The organism is Burkholderia sp. LMG 13014, assembly GCF_905232215.1.
Taxonomy (GTDB): domain Bacteria; phylum Pseudomonadota; class Gammaproteobacteria; order Burkholderiales; family Burkholderiaceae; genus Burkholderia.
Genome location: NZ_CAJNKE010001019.1, coordinates 1 through 1,226, shown reverse-complemented (window position 1 = coordinate 1,226; position 1,226 = coordinate 1). Strand labels below are relative to the sequence as shown.

Genomic DNA, 1,226 nt, shown 5'->3' with positions numbered 1-1,226 from the left:
CAACTCTTCGTAGTCCACCTTTGCGCGGCGCGCGGCGAGCCGCGCGGTTTCATGCGACGTCGCGACGACGATGAACATCGGCTGGCCGACGAACTGCACGATGCCCTTCGCGAGCACCGGGTCGTCGTGGATGATCGGGCCGCAATCGTTGACGCCCGGGATGTCGTCGGCCGTGAACACGGCAACCACGCCCGGCGTCGCGCGCACCGCATCGAAGTTCATCGACACGATCCGTGCGTGCGGCTTCGCCGACAGGCCGAGCGCCGCGTGCAGCGTGCCCGCGACGACCGGGATGTCGTCGGTATAAGTGGCACGCCCGCTGACGTGCAGGTGCGCGGATTCGTGCGCGCGCGATACGTGGACCTGCGCGGCGTCGGCTTGCGGGTCGAGGGTGCTCAGGAACGGTTCTGCTTGCTGGTTCATGTTCGGTGTTCTCCGTCTTCAGACGCGCGCCGCGTCGGTGCCGACTTCGGCGGCCACTTCACGCACATTCAGGGCTTGCGGCGGCAGCGGGTCATGCGGGCGCGTCTCCAGCCAGAATCGGTACATCAGGTTCTTCGCGGTATCGAGGCGGTACGTGCTCGTCGCGCGCATGTCGGACAGCGGCTGGTAGTCACGCTCGAGCGCCTGCATCGCAGCCTGCGCGGTGGCTTCGTGCCACAGCGCACCGTCGAGCACGGCTTCCGTCTGCGTCGCGCGCTTCGGCGTCGCGGCCATCCCGCCGAACGCGATACGCGGCTCGCGGATCGTGTCGCCGTCCGCGATGAATGCGAACGCCGCGCACACGGCCGAGATGTCGGAGTCGAACCGCTTCGACAGCTTGTACGTGCGGAACTGCAGCTTCTCGCGCGCGCCGGTGCGGGTCGGCACCTTCAGGCCGACGACGAATTCATGCGGCGCCATGTCCTTCTGCTGGTAGCCCGTGTACAGCGCCTCGAGCGGCAGTTCGCGCACCGTGTCGCCACCGCGCAGCACGACGCGCGCGCCGAGCGCGATCAGGCCCGGCATCGAATCGCCGATCGGCGAGCCGTTCGCGACGTTGCCGCCCATCGTGCCTGCGTTGCGGATCGGCAGCGACGCGAAGCGCTTCCACATCTCGGTGAGTTCCGGATACTGGCCGGCCAGCGCCGCATACGCGTTCTCGACCGTCACGCCCGCGCCGATCTCGATCCAGTCGTCGCGCTCCACGAGGCGCTGCAGTTCGGCGATCTGGCCGACGTAGATCA

At 68.3% G+C, this 1,226-nt stretch carries 1 protein-coding gene and 1 pseudogene; both read right to left on the bottom strand.

The window, feature by feature from the left end; genetic code table 11:
• Nucleotides 1–423 (bottom strand): annotated as a pseudogene (locus JYJ84_RS37050) (xanthine dehydrogenase molybdopterin binding subunit); the annotation flags it as partial.
• Nucleotides 424–441: 18 nt separating this feature from the next.
• Nucleotides 442–1,226 (bottom strand): FAD binding domain-containing protein (locus JYJ84_RS37045; RefSeq protein ID WP_205190336.1); only part of this gene is annotated, 785 nt, incomplete at its 5' end.